General features: G+C 49.3%; 16 protein-coding genes. 2 read left to right on the forward strand and 14 right to left on the reverse strand.

All coding sequences use genetic code 11. The annotated features are described in order from the left end of the window. Nucleotides 1-21 precede the first annotated feature (21 nt). From HMPREF3142_RS00175 to HMPREF3142_RS00235, 14 genes are all read right to left on the reverse strand, one after another. The gene (locus HMPREF3142_RS00175; RefSeq protein ID WP_014342174.1) at nt 22-579 is read right to left on the reverse strand and encodes a 3'-5' exonuclease; all 558 of its coding nucleotides are present in this window, start codon (nt 577-579) and stop codon (nt 22-24) included. 9 nt (nt 580-588) lie between these two features. Then, the gene (locus tag HMPREF3142_RS00180; protein ID WP_023279504.1) at nt 589-1,008 is read right to left on the reverse strand and encodes a hypothetical protein; all 420 of its coding nucleotides are present in this window, start codon (nt 1,006-1,008) and stop codon (nt 589-591) included. 63 nt (nt 1,009-1,071) lie between these two features. Beyond that, nucleotides 1,072-1,716, reverse strand: a complete 645-nt coding sequence (locus HMPREF3142_RS00185) for an AAA family ATPase (RefSeq protein ID WP_040223254.1) — start codon at nt 1,714-1,716, stop codon at nt 1,072-1,074. Then, nucleotides 1,716-2,192: a trimethoprim-resistant dihydrofolate reductase DfrA50 gene (gene dfrA50 / locus HMPREF3142_RS00190; protein WP_040203768.1), complete on the reverse strand. Its 477-nt coding sequence runs from the start codon at nt 2,190-2,192 to the stop codon at nt 1,716-1,718. The genes HMPREF3142_RS00185 and dfrA50 overlap by 1 nt, the downstream gene beginning before the upstream one ends. Next, nucleotides 2,189-2,584: an HAD family hydrolase gene (locus tag HMPREF3142_RS00195; protein WP_014342178.1), complete on the reverse strand. Its 396-nt coding sequence runs from the start codon at nt 2,582-2,584 to the stop codon at nt 2,189-2,191. Before HMPREF3142_RS00195 ends, dfrA50 begins: the two co-directional genes overlap by 4 nt. 19 nt (nt 2,585-2,603) lie before the next feature. After that, nucleotides 2,604-3,707, reverse strand: a complete 1,104-nt coding sequence (locus HMPREF3142_RS00200) for a thymidylate synthase (protein WP_014342179.1) — start codon at nt 3,705-3,707, stop codon at nt 2,604-2,606. A 193-nt stretch (nt 3,708-3,900) separates the two neighbouring features. After that, nucleotides 3,901-4,776: a nucleoside triphosphate pyrophosphohydrolase family protein gene (locus tag HMPREF3142_RS00205; RefSeq protein WP_014342180.1), complete on the reverse strand. Its 876-nt coding sequence runs from the start codon at nt 4,774-4,776 to the stop codon at nt 3,901-3,903. Nucleotides 4,777-4,852: 76 nt separating this feature from the next. After that, nucleotides 4,853-5,995: a class Ia ribonucleoside-diphosphate reductase subunit beta gene (gene nrdB / locus HMPREF3142_RS00210; RefSeq protein WP_014342181.1), complete on the reverse strand. Its 1,143-nt coding sequence runs from the start codon at nt 5,993-5,995 to the stop codon at nt 4,853-4,855. Between the two features lie 130 nt (nt 5,996-6,125). Continuing rightward, nucleotides 6,126-8,429 (reverse strand): class 1a ribonucleoside-diphosphate reductase subunit alpha, encoded by a 2,304-nt coding sequence (gene nrdA, locus HMPREF3142_RS00215; protein WP_064146281.1) that lies wholly within the window; start codon nt 8,427-8,429, stop codon nt 6,126-6,128. 75 nt (nt 8,430-8,504) lie between these two features. Continuing rightward, nucleotides 8,505-9,074, reverse strand: coding sequence for a RuvC family protein (locus HMPREF3142_RS00220; protein ID WP_032443574.1), 570 nt, complete (start codon nt 9,072-9,074; stop codon nt 8,505-8,507). Nucleotides 9,075-9,083: 9 nt separating this feature from the next. Beyond that, complete coding sequence (locus HMPREF3142_RS00225) at nt 9,084-9,794, reverse strand: hypothetical protein (protein ID WP_072201198.1); 711 nt, start codon at nt 9,792-9,794, stop codon at nt 9,084-9,086. 25 nt (nt 9,795-9,819) lie between these two features. Next, entirely contained in the window at nt 9,820-11,736 is a 1,917-nt protein-coding gene (locus HMPREF3142_RS00230; RefSeq protein WP_019704556.1) for an AAA family ATPase, read from the reverse strand. Beyond that, entirely contained in the window at nt 11,733-11,966 is a 234-nt protein-coding gene (locus HMPREF3142_RS27095; RefSeq protein WP_072201193.1) for a hypothetical protein, read from the reverse strand. The genes HMPREF3142_RS00230 and HMPREF3142_RS27095 overlap by 4 nt, the downstream gene beginning before the upstream one ends. After that, on the reverse strand, nt 11,966-13,051 hold the full coding sequence (locus tag HMPREF3142_RS00235) for a metallophosphoesterase family protein (protein ID WP_032734160.1): 1,086 nt from the start codon (nt 13,049-13,051) through the stop codon (nt 11,966-11,968). The genes HMPREF3142_RS27095 and HMPREF3142_RS00235 overlap by 1 nt, the downstream gene beginning before the upstream one ends. Nucleotides 13,052-13,476: 425 nt before the next feature. On the opposite strand from HMPREF3142_RS00235, the gene HMPREF3142_RS27100 reads away from it, so the two are divergent. Continuing rightward, nucleotides 13,477-13,689, forward strand: coding sequence for a helix-turn-helix domain-containing protein (locus tag HMPREF3142_RS27100; protein ID WP_073579045.1), 213 nt, complete (start codon nt 13,477-13,479; stop codon nt 13,687-13,689). Further along, nucleotides 13,686-14,552, forward strand: a complete 867-nt coding sequence (locus tag HMPREF3142_RS00240) for a hypothetical protein (RefSeq protein ID WP_070611314.1) — start codon at nt 13,686-13,688, stop codon at nt 14,550-14,552. The genes HMPREF3142_RS27100 and HMPREF3142_RS00240 overlap by 4 nt, the downstream gene beginning before the upstream one ends. Nucleotides 14,553-14,562: the final 10 nt, after the last annotated feature.

Here is a 14,562-nt window from a genome sequence, read left to right on the forward strand (position 1 = left end):
ATGAGAGGGGCGAAAGCGCCGTCAGGCGCTTTCGAATGGGAGCTTATAGAAGCCGTATTTTTCCCGTGCTTTGAAAAAGCAGTGCATCATCAGATCGGTATCATAGAGCGCGCTGTGCGCCTTAGCCTTGTCATAGACAAAACCCAATGAGAAGGCGAGTTCCTCCAGTCGCGGCCGTTTGCCGTCTTCTGTCGCCCATAATCCGGATAACATAGTGTCCACAAGAGGCAGCTCTGGGAGAGTGACGCCGTACTCTGCAAATTCATGGCGAATAAAGGGGAGGTCGAACGCTTCACCATTGTGAGCAACCAAAACGCTTGCATCGCTAATATAGCGAGCGATTTTACCGGCATGTTCAGACAATAGTGGCTCTGCGGAAAGATCTTCCAGCGAAATGCCATGCACTGCCTGGGCTTTTGGATCGATACTCCGCCGCGGGTTAAAACGCATCGCCAGGCTATCGATGTGCTTCTGGGTCTCCAGTTCATAGCGGGTAATGGCTATTTCAATAATCTTGTGGTTAGCCCTAAAGTCCAACCCTGTGGATTCAATATCAAGCCCAGCAACAATAGTTGTCATAACTACTCCTTACAGCTTTTTGGCACCTTTGAGCAGTGCGCTACGCACGAATTGAGCTGCTTTTTTGATGGTCTCCTCCTGCGATTCGCACTCTACCGGCGCACGCCACTCACCAGTGGTGACGTTGAGAATGCGAATTTCATTGGTATCCAGACAAATCGACACATACAGAACAGTGCCGGCAGCCATTTTGATATGCATGGGGAAGATAGGTCGCTTGCCGCGTTCGCTGAACTGGGACATTGCCACATTCAGAACCTCTCCCACATCATCGCCTACCAATCCCTGAACGGACTCAAAAACAGCTCTGATAGCCAGCCTGGCCTCTCGTTCTGTCATCAGCGATCGGGACTGCTCGTCTGCGATGCGTGTCAGCGCCTCTATCGTTTTACGATCTAACTCATCAGCCAGAGATATTTCGCCTAACATTCTGTTTTCCTGAAACTATTTTTGGTGACGTTATTCTGGCATTCCTTCACAGGGGAACAAGAATCAGTGGAAGGTGACGCGATTTGAGATACGGCTCTCTATACGTTCCACATGGCGGTCGATTACTCGCATGATCGAGCGTGCTCTTGCGTCAACGGAAATGCAGGTTTCCGACAGGACGAAAACCTGCAGATCTCCGGATTTGGCCAGAGAGTTAATTTTTGTCAGCTCGCCACACATCAACGAGTCGATACGAGCGACATAAAGGCGATCAAGCGAACCTCTCTGGGCACGTTCATAATCTTCTGCTCTCAAATTCACGCCCGGGCGCAGCCCCGCAATGGCATTAAAATTGGACAACGCGGTCTTGTGGCAAAAACGCTCAATTTCCAGCGCCAGATCAATACATCGTTGGTCATTGGTCTGGCCGACCAAATCGAGCGTATAAGCCATCACATCAGCAGGCGTACGGTCTATTACAAAGCCTTCCGCTCCGCGTGTTACCAGCTCAATATGGCGGGCAACTTCCATCTGCACCTGCAGACGCTCAAAGAGCGGCATTGGATCGCCTACGTTGACTCCAAGCCTTGTCATCAGTGCGCCGACGCCAGCATCCACATACGTAATGCCGTAATGCTCGTCGATAAACTTTGCCAGGGTTGTTTTTCCACTGCCCTGAGCGCCAGTGATCCCAATTCGGTAATCCATTACCACCTTCTGTAAACAATCTGTTGGAAGCCGGGCTCATCCTCCGTTCCCCGTTGTGTATGAGCCGTTAACACAGGAAAGAAGCCGAGATTACGCATCATTTGCCGCGGAAAATGAGCATCACTGTCAGGAACGTTTACGCCCATATGCGATAGCCAGAGTTCCTCGACGTGAGGCAGAAACAGAGAATAGATCTGCGCACCGCCGATAACCCAAACGGGACCATCAAGCTGCATTACATCGTCCATAGTGGCAGGGTAAAAACCATTGGGCATGAACCCAGATGAGCGCGTTAGAACGACGTTGTGGCGCTCCGGAAGCGGGCGCTTAAGACTTTCCATTGTCTTTCTGCCCATGACGACTGTGGCGTTTGTGGTGAGCTCCCTGAACAGTTTTAACTCTGAGGGGCAGCGCCAGGGGAGTTCGTTTCCTCTACCGATCTCATAATTGCGACCGACAGCTGCAATCATCTTCATTGAGACACCTCATACAATACCGGGCGCTGGTGGAAACCAGACAGAGCGGCTCGTAGGCGTGACGAACTCACCAGTGCCGCGATCATCAGATCATCTTTATGCGCGGCAAGCGTGCGCTTTATATGGGTTTCGTAATTGACTCCACCTGGTGCAAGGTGCAGCCAGTCATAATCAATGCCGAAATCTCTCAGCCATTTTTTGGTTGCGCTTTCGAGCGCTTCCGGACGGTGGCTGATAAGCACCACTTCAGCACCAGAGCGAGCAAAGCCACGCAACATGCGGCTTGTGGGAAATATGAGCTCATCACCTGCAACGAGAGTGTCTGCGTTTTCATCAGCAGCGGCTTTACGATGGCCGGCTCTCGCCAGCACATCTTCAATTTCACATAACACATACATGCCTCTGGCCATATCACACCGCCACTGGAGCCTTAATCCATGGAAGTGGTTCGTAGCCGAAGATCTGCACGCCGTCCCATTTGAAGTCATCCAGCTCTTCCCATTCGTGCGGGAAGACGACGATGGGGTCGGACGACTCCGGATGTTCGCGAGCCAGTAGCTCTTCAACCTGCTCCAAGTGGTTGTTGTAAATGTGAACATCAAAGCCGAAATGGACGAAGGCGCCAGCCATGTGACCCGTAATCTTCGCAATGAACTGCGTGAGGATGCCGTAACCGGCAATATTGAATGGCATACCAAGGAAAGTATCGACACTCCGCTGCACCAGGCAGGAGTTCAGGATACGTTTAGGGATACCAAGCTCATCCAGCATTGGCTCAGAGATACTGCCTCGCTGCTCTATCAGGCAAAGCATCTGTGTATAGATCGATTCATAGCCATGCCGGTTATGCTGGATGCCAATGTCGGTGGCCATAGACAAACGGGTCTGGAAATCGAGCTCACGACTCCATACGGACAACACAAAGTGGCAAGGTGGAAGCTTCATGTCCTCCAGCTCACCAACATTCCAGGCATTAAGCAGTATGCGGCGATCGGTCGGGTCGTTGCGCAACTGATCAACCATACGTTGTAACTGATCGATTTCACGGGTGATAACGACGCGGTCTTCATTCAGCCCAATGTAACCTTCAACGCGATAACCACGTTCCAGGAAGATGTCCTCCTTAAGGCGATACTCGCTGTAAGGGACAATTCTGGTGTCCTCCCATCGACGCCACTGCTTGCCATATACAGGCCCTAAATCGCCATTATCGTCGGCCCAAGCATCCCAGATCTTCACACCATGCTCTTTAAGGAACCCAATGTTGCCTGAACCTTGTAAATACCATTCAAGCTCAACCAGTAGCGGTTTCAGGTTTACCTGTTTTGAAGAAATGAGCGGAACAGCCCCGCCGGTAAGCATGTAGTAGGAAGGCACATAAGAAACGCCAAGCGTACCGGTGCCGGTGCGATCTTCGGAAGGAACGCCGGTATCAACAACGGTCTGAATGACACGGCCATAAGAGCTAGAAGCCAGCTGACCGTTACTGAATTCTCGATTAAGTAAAAAAGACAAGATGACCTCAAATAATAAGTAAGTACATACCTATCATTTTAAACACAGAGAAGACATCCAGGCTAGAAATTAAGTAAAAAAATGGTGGCCTCGGGGCCACCAACGCTCAACTTTATCGAAAATAAAGATTGATAAGGATAGAGATGGACAATAGATCACACGTCAATTTCAATATATATTGATAAGTTAGTACTTACAAGCTGTTTTTAACCACTTCATACAGCGAAGATGCCTGTGCTTGCTCAAGGAAACGAGAAAGATCGACATCGCTATATGTCGGCGATTTAAGGATTTTTCCATCAGACAGGCGATAGCCGATCATCATGTCAGTGCCGTCAGCATGGCGGAATCCGAGATCATTCTTATCATATTTACAGCTCTCAACGGCAAGACGACGCGCTTCAGCATCCGCCGGCCACAGCTTTGTCATATTAGAACGGTGGATCTCCGCCACCAGCTCCACGACGTCGACGCCAAGGAATTCAGCCAGGCGATACACCATCATGCACGCCACATAGATTTTGTTCATCACGCGGCGCAGATCCTGAATCAGCTCAGCATCACCTACCTTGTTATGTTCAAGTTTATCGGCCAGCGCGGCCAACATAAGCGCAGCTTCTTCTGCTTCATTGAAGGGGATGGCCATATCGTCGAAGACGGTATTTCCAGGCACCATAATGGTATGAATAAAGCGATCGACGCTTTGCTCCTGAGTGTAGTAGCTCATGCCAGTTGATAGTCCACCTTTGATGGCTACCATCGTCCCGACACCCACATACAGGAAGTCAGCCATTGCATCCAGCAATCCCTGCATATCCCCTTTTTTCGCTGCAGGCAGCCCTTCTTCTACCGCCTCTTCATGGATCAGCTTAGCGCGCAGGCGCAGCAGCTCCGGAGTGGGCATTACACGACGCGGGTGCTGAAACAGCTCGTGGAACTGGTCAACCATCTTGTAAATACTCTCTGTCGCTTCTCCAAAACCGGGGTTCAGCTCATATGGCTCTGGTTTGAAGCCCACCAGCTTATCGGTGGCCAGCTTGAGATGGTCGGTCAGTTTCGTTAATTTCATGCTTTATCTTTCCTTAGTGCTTTTTTCGCGTTCATTGTGGCCCAGAGCGACCAGGCCACAAAATCTTTATCCAGGCTTACAAATCGGCAAACTGGCTTAGGCCAGCGCGATCAACAGCGGAGTCAATCTGGCCAACGAGATAAGTGCTTTGCTCAGCTTCCTGCGGTGCAATCTGCAAGGTGTCGGACAACAGCCATTTGTTCATCCACACCAGCGGGTCATCTTTTATCTCCGGGTACAGTGGTTTCAGGCCAAGACGGCGCATCGCAAGATTGGTTCGATATTTAACATAGCTTTTCAGGATATCGGCGTTTAAGCCAATCATTGAGCCGTCTTTAAACAGGTAATCTGCCCAGCGCATTTCCTGTTCGGCAACGTCCATCATGGTCTGATAGATGAATGGTTCCTCATCCGCAGCGATCTGGGCCCATAGCAAGCCTTCGCGGCCTGTACGCATAAACCGGAGCATTCGTTCTGTGCCTTCGCAATGAAGTGCCTCATCACGCGCAATGAAACGCATGATTTTGGTGTTGCCCTCAAGTAATTTCCTTTCTCCAAAAGCAAACGTACAGGCGAAGCTAACGTAAAAACGAATGGCCTCCAGCGCGTTGATGGATACTAAAGTACGGAACAGCTGGCGCTGGAGAGGGTAGGGCTTTCCGTCAAATTCGGAGACGTAGAGCCGTTCGAATTCATCTTCTCCCAGATGCTGGCGCGCGCAGGTCATCTCATAGAGCTTGTCGTACTCTGTAGAGATACTGATAGCCCGGCTGATAATTTCCTCGTCGGTCACAATGCCATCGAAGACAATGCTCGGATCATCCACCATACCGCGAATAATGTGGGTGTAGCTGCGGCTGTGAATGGTTTCAGAGAACGACCATGTTTCCACCCACGTTTCGAGCTCTGGAATTGAAATAAGCGGCAGCAGCGTTGCGTTTGGGCTGCGTCCCTGAACGGAATCCAGCAGAGTCTGGTAACGGAGGTTGCTCAGGAAAATGTGCCGCTCATGCTCTTGCAGCTTAGTATTGAAATCGATGCGATCGGTGGTTATGTCGACTTCTTCCGGGCGCCAGAAGAAGGAGAGCTGTTTTTCGATCAGCTTTTCGAAATCGCGGTACTTCTGCTGATCGTAGCGCGCAACGTTGACAGACTGCCCGAGGAACATAGGCTCTTTGGTTGCGTCGTTAGCGCCCAAACGGAAAGTGGAGTAACTCATGTGTTTCCCTTTGAATGTTATCGGTATTATTAAACAATTTGATTAGATGCACTTCTAAACAAATTATTATCTTATTGGTTAAAATGAGGCATTCAATGAAGTGAAAGGTGGGGATATCTCCCCACGCTTATTAGATTTTGCATGCGCCATCGCACTCATCTTCTGGCTCAACCAACGCAACAGAGGCCAGATCATCGTCTTCACGCTTACCGGCACCATCTCGTGTGTTGTGGTAATAAAGCGTCTTCACGCCTTGCTGATAAGCGAAGAGCAGATCTTCAAGCAACTTCATCATTGGAACCTTGTCGCCCGGGAAGCGAGTAGGGTCATAATTGGTGTTAGCTGAAATAGCCTGGTCAAAGAACTTCTGAATGATCGCAACTTTGGTCAGATAGCCGCGGTTATCCGGCATATCCCAAAGGTACTCGTACTGATCTTTCAGCTCAGCAAAGTCCGGAACCACCATTTTCACAATGCCGTCTTTGGATGATTTCACGGAAACAGGACCACGCGGCGGTTCGATACCATTTGTGGAGTTGGTGATTTGGCTGGACGTTTCGCACGGCATCTGAGCTGTCAGGGTAGAGTTACGCAGACCATATTCGCGTATGCGGTCGCGCAGCTCTTCCCAAGGCATTTTCAGCTCAAAGGACGTATCAGGGTTAGCGTCAAGCGACTTGCGGTAATGGTCAATCGGCAGCTGTCCCTGGGCATATTTAGTTTGGGAAAACCAATCACAGGCACCTTTGGCTTCCGCCAGCCGGCAACTTGCATCAAGCAGGTAATACTGGATCGCTTCAAACGTTTCATGCACCAGCTGGTTGCCGGCCGGATCAGAGTAGTTAAATCCGTTCTTCGCCAGATAGTACGCAAGATTGGTAACGCCGACGCCCAAACTACGACGTGCTTTTGCCGGAATTTCCGCTGCGGCCATCGGGTAATCCTGATAGTCGAGTAGGGAATCGAGCGCAGCCACCGCATAGAATGCAACCTCTTTCAGCGTGTCCAGTGAGCGTAATGCCCCCAGATTAAACGCAGACAGTGTGCAAAGGGCGATCTCACCATCAGGGTCATCGGTAAACGCCAGCGGTTTAGTTGGCAGCGTAATCTCCATGCATAAGTTTGACTGGTGAACTGGAGCGACTTTCGGATCGAAGGCGCCGTGTTCGTTCATGTGGTCAACGTTCGCAATATACACGCGGCCGGTAGAGGCTCGTTCCTGCATCAGGTTTGAGAACAGATCAACAGCGGGAACGGATTTCTTGCGAATGCTCTCATCAGCTTCATATTGCAGGTACAGCGCTTCGAATTTGTCCTGATCAACAAAGAAAGCATCATAGAGCCCCGGTACATCATGCGGGCTGAACAGCGTAATATTCTCGTTGCGTACCAGGCGGCGATACATCAGGCGGTTGATCATTACGCCATAGTCCAGATGACGAACACGGTTCTCCTCGATGCCGCGGTTATTCTTCAATACCAGCAGACTTTCAACTTCCAAATGCCAAATAGGGTAGAAAGCCGTCGCTGCGCCCCCTCGAACGCCACCCTGCGAGCATGATTTCACAGCGGTCTGGAAGTGTTTCAGAAAGGGGATTACGCCAGTGTGGGTGGCTTCTCCATTGCGGATCTCACTCCCCAATGCACGCAGTCGGCCAAAACCAATCCCAATGCCAGCACGACGCGACACGTAATCGATAATGGCAGAGGACGCAGCGCTGATCCCTTTCAAACTGTCTTCGGACTCAATCAGAACGCAGCTGGAGAACTGGCGCGTCGGGGTACGGACGCCGGCCATGATTGGGGTGGGCAGAGACAATTTGAATGTACTGGTGGCATCATAGAACCCCTTCACCATTTCCAGACGTGTTTTGCCGGCACAACCATCTTCCCAATTCTGGAAAAGACACATACCCACCAGCATATACAGCTGCTGCGGGGCTTCGTAGATTTCGCCGGTGACTCGGTTCTGGACGAGGTACTTACTCGCCAGCTGAACAGTCGCGGCATAGCCAAAGAGTTCGTCACGCATGGGTTTGATATACACGCCAAGTTCAGCGATCTCTTCGCGGGAGTAAAACTTAAGCAAATCCTCATCGTAAACGCCGCGGCTGACGTTGCTGACGATATGATGATAGAAACTTGGGTAAGCGTATTCGCCGAAGGCATCTTTGCGAATTTTGAACATGTTCAGTCGTGCTGCGACCTGGGAGTAGTTCGGAGTTTCAGGCGAAATCAGATCTGCAGCCGACTTAACCAATGCCTCATGAAGCTGCGAAGTTGTCATGCCGTCAAAAATGCTCGCGGCGGCGCCCATGGCTACGGCAGAGGCGCTTACGTTACGTATACCTTCTACACCCCACATCACGACGCGGTTGTACTTCTCTTCGGATAGCGGCTCTGTGGAGCCATTACGTTTGACAATCCTTATCATGTATCACCCATCAAAAAAGGCCACTAAATGTAGTGGCCTATATTATTAAATAAGTACTTACCTATCAATTGAGGATTATAAAATCCCTTTAAGAACGTCGCGCACTTGTCGGAACTGGTCTGTCTGCATTCCAGAATATATCGAAGCTATGGCATCCGCCAGGTGCTCATTCTTGGCAACTAGTACATCTTTCCCCGCTTGTTTCCGACGCAACCAAGGGGCATCAGGCTGTTTTGTAATCGCCCACTGGATGATCTCTTCCTTAGATGTGGTCAGTTTATTCCCGACGTAGTGCTTAATTTCATTTGGCGTAACCTGGATAAGTGGCTTATCAACGCAAGCAAGAACGCCGATACATACACCGTAAGAAGTCTGCGCGCGAGAGCTTTGACTACCCACCGGTAGTTCACAAAACACCATATGGGCCTGTTCAATGATGGGCCTGGCGGTGCGCCAGATCTCTTTAGCCCGGCGCAGATCATCGCTGTTTACTCTGACGTTTTTCTTCGTTCCGCCGGCTTTGGTTTCAACCAGTTCAAGACCATGGATTTCCAGTTTGTCTGTATCCAGATCCAGCGTACCAATGGCCAGCCCGAAGTTGCTCATTGAAGGGTCGACGCCAACTACTTTGATCACTTTACTCATAGAGTTTCCTTACCATGTTGCCCATACCGGGCATTCCATTAATTTCTCTTCCAGGGTTTTAACTGGAGACTTGCGAACGGGCTCTGGAATGCTGCTCACCACGTGTATGCTGTCACTGGTCAGCACACCATTTTCTATGTCTGCGTCGATCATGCTCTGCCCGATGAAGTAGGACATGATATCTATCAGCTTACGCGCAACCATCCTGTTAGAACGAAGTACATAGGGGACAGAGAACTCAACCATTGCCTTATCACCATCTTCAGTCTCAAAGCTTAATTCGCCTCTTTCTGGAAATCTCCCATGTGAATCGCAATTGAAATTGATGCCAGCAAATGCCTTGCCTGGCATTGCAACCTGCCACGCACGTGCATTTGCCAGTCGAGTCAGGTTAGTAAACGCACTGCTGGTATGCGCCTCTATTGCCCCGTACAGCACATCATCTTCGATAACCATCGCAGATGATTCCGGGATCACCAAGAACCCAGGCCCAGAGTGTGGAAGATAGCCACCTTTCGAAAATGGGTTGATCAGAATGGGCGCATTGCTCTCTGGCGGCATCGATTTCAGGCTTGGCATTAACGGGGTCTTGAAAAGCAGATCTATCAGAGCCGTAAATTGCTCCGTCTCAATATTGAGATTTTGCCAACCTACACCAGGAGCCACCCTAGCAGCGGTATAACTGTTAATCAGTCTGAATGACTGCATCACAGCAAACATTTGCAAAAACTGCGTGCGGCTTAGGTTAAACGACATAGCTGCGACCCTCTTTCACTTCCACGGTGATGGTTTCCCGGAACCATGACTTCATTTCTTTGTGAGAAATGATCATCACCGTGCCGCGCTCGCGCGCTTTTGCTTCCAGAATACCCATCAGACGCTCCAGACCGGCTGTGTCCAGAGCATCGTCAATTTCATCGCCGATAAACAGCTCGATGTTCTTGCTCGCGCGGCTGGCCACCAGATCCTGCAGAGCCAGGGAGCACGCAATGCGCACTTTGCGTTTTTCGCCACCTGACAATGTCTGGAAGGTTTTGCTGGCGCCGATCTTGCGCACGCTGATATTGAACTTATCGCGCCACTCGCCCTTCTTGGTTGATTCCATCGTTGACCATTCCGCCACAATGTTTCCGTCCGACAGTGTATTGAGATATTCCGCTGTCTGGGCATTCAGGAAAGGCGTCACGGAGGTCAGGATATGCGAGCGAACGCCGGCAGGAGAGTAGACCTGGCGCGCTTTATCAAGCAGCAGAGCCTGCTCCTGTATATTCTTTAACTCAGTTTTAAGTACACCATAGTTAGATTTATTGGCAGCCAGGCTTTCTTCATGGCGTTTGATGACAGCCAGAAATGGGTTAGTTTCTTTGGTAATGCGATCTACTTCGCTCCGCGCCCGGGCAACCAAAGCTTCTACAGCCACGACTTCTTTTTCCCGATGACGAAGCGTTCCCAGCTCTTTAGTCAGTTGTTCGATTCGGGAAATAATGGCAGACACATCTGGTGTACTGGCGACAAGTGATGATTCAATTTTGAGCGCCTTCTCAAGATGCTCTTGGTATTTAGCCACTGACGTTGCAGATGCCTGCGCTTGGCTGATCTCACTGCGCGCCTGTTCAACAAAACTCTCCTTCACGGTGGACAGATCTTCAACGCAATAAGCCTTGCCACAGGTAGGGCACGGCTCACCGACTTTGGTATTTACTTCTTCCGCTTTCACCTTGAATGCGCGAGCACGTTGCATCGCTTCCTTCTGGATGTTTTCGGTAATGCGGATGCTGGCGCGTATATCAGTGATCGCTCCACGAACCTTAACCAGCTTGGCGTCGTGCTCTTCTTTGGACGCAAGTTTTTCCCGCTCTTTACCGATGGCATTTTCAGTATCGCGGATCTGCTCCGGCAGACTGCGCAACTCCATTTCGACCTCAGTGAGCGTGACTTCCGCTCCAACCAGATCGGCACGGGCGACATCAAGCCGTTCGCTGCGGTCTCGCTCCCAGGCTTCAGAAGAGGTTTTGGCAGACTCCAGCTCATTCTGGGCCGATTCGACCAGAGACAAGCAGGCGTCCATCTTGGTTTTAGTGGTCTCCATGCGTGCGGCAGCTGCGTTGGCTCGTTCGCGAGCAATCGCGTAGGCTTTGGTGAGACGATCGACGCCGGCAGCCTCTTCTACGATGGTTTTGAGGTTTTTATCCGACATGCCAGGCAAATCAGGCATCGCCTCCTGACTGGCATAGATCGATGCCATAAATACTTCTTTTGACGCACCGATCAGTCGCTCTACAAACTCCTGGGTGAGCGAATCTTTACCCTTTGTCATGTCGCCGTCTTCGCCGCGGACGATAAGCCGGTTTTTAAATTCCTTATGCTTGCGGTGGCGGATAATGGCGTAGCGTTTACCTTCGTCTTCAATGGTGACTTTTACGCGACAGTTCTTCTCATGCCCCGTAGAGAGAACGTCGTCACCTTTAACACCATGGGATGTCTCGCCATAAATACACCACATCAAACTATTCATGAGGGTTGATTTACCAGCGCCATTGCTGGCGGCCGATGAGTCCCCGGCATTAACACCCTGGATGAGCACCAGCCCACGCTGATCAAGCTCGACCTTGGCGTTTGCCAGCGCCATGAAGTTTTCCACTTCGAGCGTTAAAAATTTCATGCTTTGCCTCGAATTGCTTTAGTCAATTTCTGCCCTTTGCGAAGGCGGTATTCCGTATGTGCCGGGAAGGAGTTGCGTGACAGGAGGCCACGTTTCGTTAGTTGACCAAGGTAAAACGCCTGTGGGTTTCCTTCTGGCGGATAGGGCTTCTGGAATAAAACGGGCTTTCCGCTTTCAAGCCGTTTAATCATCTGGATGAAATCCCAGAAATTATTGCGGGAGGAAGTCACTACACCGCCTCCGCACTTTCCGCTTCGGTGAGGATCTCCTGACACAAGGCATTCAGTTTGGTCAGGTCAAATCCACCGTCTGTGTCATGAACGATTTTGCAGTAAGCAGAAACAGACTCGCCAAGGCTGTCGATTTTGCTGGTCTCTGAGGTGCTGGCAGTACCCTCCATCATTGAGCCCTTGCGGATGAAGTTGCATACAACACCTTTCGCTCCCATGGATTTCAGGACGTTCTGCAGCTTGATGCCTTCCTCATCGTTTTCGACGACGGCCCGGAAGCGCACGTAATTGCCGTGTATCTGCCTGTCATCCACATCGTCTTCCAGGTTTACGAATTTCGGCGCCGAGGTTTCGAAATGACTGAACGATCCGTCTGGGTTCACAATCATGTAGCCCGCCAGCGAACCTACGTCCCCCCAGTTTTGGTGCGTCAGCGCGCCGACACTGATAACTCCGGGGATCACCTCCTTGTGGTTGTGGTAATGGCCGGACAGCACCAGGCGAAAGCCTATCTCTTTCAGCTCCTGCGCATCGATGCCAACATCAGGCATTGTGGGGATAGCTTTGTTGATGGCGGTATGAATCACGACGTCGTGCAGATCCCCGTCAAGCCGCGCACGAAGTGCTTTCAGGTCACTAATTAACTCGGCGTGGTTGTTTCGCCAGCTCACCATATGGACTGTGACGTCACCCAATTTGATGCTGTGGGGCTTACGGCCGCAGACGATCTGTACGCCAATCGACTTTAGCGCCGCAGCGGCGTTAGCGCTGTAGACAGAGTCGTTCGTTTCGAGGTCATGGTTGCCAGCCAGCATCGCAACGCTGAGCCCCAGATCTTTGACGATCCACTCATAGGCATCGGAGACGTAGTTGAGTACGGTAGGGGATACGGTTCCGCGGACGTGGAATGTGTCGCCGGCCACCAGCATGTGGGTGCAGCCCGCTTTTTTCATAGCGATGGCCGCTTCTTTTGTAGCCTCCAACTGAATAGCCAGCCGAGAGTTGAGACCATCTGCATCGGTCGTCGAGAATGAATCCCATTTGTGGTAATGGGGATCGGAGATCACCCCATATGGCAACGTCATGTGTATTTCCTTTATGGTTATTTTGATATAGATTCTAAGCATGCAAAACAGGCCAACAACCAAGTAAACACGGCACATTAGAAAATCTACAGGCGGGATATTATGGCAAAATAAATAGGTAAGTACATACTTATTTTTTTAAGGTTAAGCAAGACAATTAAGTAAGATCTGGGCTCTAGGTGTGGCATTACCGGGAGCCCAGCTCCGTATGTACAAGGCGAAAAGGTATAATTGTTTATGTGAGAAGATTCGTCTAAGAACGAGACTCGGATGTAAACATTTTTGTGCCATTAACTAAATTTTGTGCGCCATTACAAGTCAGGTAGTTTCTAGACTAAGATCCACAACTTTTCCTCCCTTTTCACACATCAATGAGACTTATAGTCTGTAGACTCATTGTCATCTTTTAGGTTTAATCGATTGTTATGAAAAAAAATGATTACCAAGTTTGTTTTGGTTTAGCTGTCAGAAAGCATCGAAACAAACGGAACTTAACACAAGAAGAACTTGCAAGCTTATGTGACTTGGACAGAACCTACATAGGTAGTGTAGAGCGTGGGGAAAGAAACGTCAGCCTATTAAATATCCATAAGATTGCCTCAGCTTTAGGTATAGAAGTTAAGGAACTATTTGAATGAATTACACTCAGTTAAAACAATTTATTTTTTCCTATTTTCACTCAAATTTAACGGATATCGCCAGAGATATACAAGCTAAAAACCTTCCAGAGAGTTCGAAGTCAATACTTATAAATCAAGCGGTAGAACGTGTAAAAAATGACTTAGGTAAAATATTAATCGTTGAGTATTCACATATCGATCGTTCAAAGTTATTTATGCTTCTCCAATATTGTTATTCAGTCATGAGCTTTGAATATCGGAATGTAGTTTGGCCATATGAGTACATGGCTTTTTCACGAAGGAATGGAGAGTTGTGGGAGCGTTTTTGCAAAGCTGCATGGGATCACTCTTTATTGCCAAATCTATATCGTATTTCAGCACCAAGTTTCCATGAGGTTAGAAATAGCTTTAGAGATCGCATAATAAATCACACCCAAGGGAATCAATATCAACACCACATCGTAAATGACGTAGATAGTGTTTTTGAACTTGTAGGTGAGATTAATATGGTTGAAGATGAAATGTTCAATCTAAATGGACGAAATTATATTATAGACTTTAAAAGTGGCTTTGGTTCTAACGAAAAAGGGAATACACTTCGTTTAATTGCTGTCGGACGAGCCTACAAACATTGGGATCCTAATGTCAATTTATTATTCCTTGTTAGACAAAACGAAAATAATAACTATTTAGAGACTATTCGCAGAAATAATATATGGGAAGTTCATTGTGGCGATGCGGCTTACCAAAAAATAGATGAACTGACAAATGCAGGGATATGCGAAATTAGACGAGAAGCCATTGATTTTAGGAATGACCTATCGCCTAAATTTTGGAGTTATTTAGTTAATACCAATCTAGCTGATTATTTAAATTGGTAATATTAAAGTG

This window comes from Klebsiella sp. HMSC16C06 (assembly GCF_001808325.1).
In the GTDB taxonomy this organism is placed as follows: domain Bacteria; phylum Pseudomonadota; class Gammaproteobacteria; order Enterobacterales; family Enterobacteriaceae; genus Klebsiella; species Klebsiella variicola.